The following is a 278-nucleotide window of genomic DNA, read 5'->3' as shown; positions in this document are numbered from 1 at the left end:
ACTCATTAGTAACGAGTATAAATAAACCCAAAAAAGAGGCCTTATGGTTGTCGCTAATTATGTCAGTTTCATATTCTTCAAGCTTGTTTATTGATATTCAAAATATTTCTTACATGCAACTATTACTTTTTGATCTAATGACTATTTTGGCTATTATGGTTGTAAGTAACTTCCTAAATAAAAACATCATATCTTCTTATCTATTATTAGGGCTAAGCATAAACTCACTGCTATTTTTTGGTATGCATTTAGATGTGCTAGTGTTTAATAACAGCACC

General features: G+C 29.5%; 1 protein-coding gene. It reads left to right on the top strand.

The features are described 5' to 3' along the window. Positions 1-278: hypothetical protein (locus tag SB765_RS29220; protein ID WP_410932432.1), on the top strand; the 278-nt coding region annotated here is incomplete at both ends.

This window comes from Pseudomonas sp. SIMBA_067, assembly GCF_046534675.1.
Taxonomy (GTDB): domain Bacteria; phylum Pseudomonadota; class Gammaproteobacteria; order Pseudomonadales; family Pseudomonadaceae; genus Aquipseudomonas; species Aquipseudomonas putida.
Note: the sequence above shows the minus strand (reverse complement) of the source record. Positions and strands in the feature narration are given on the sequence as shown.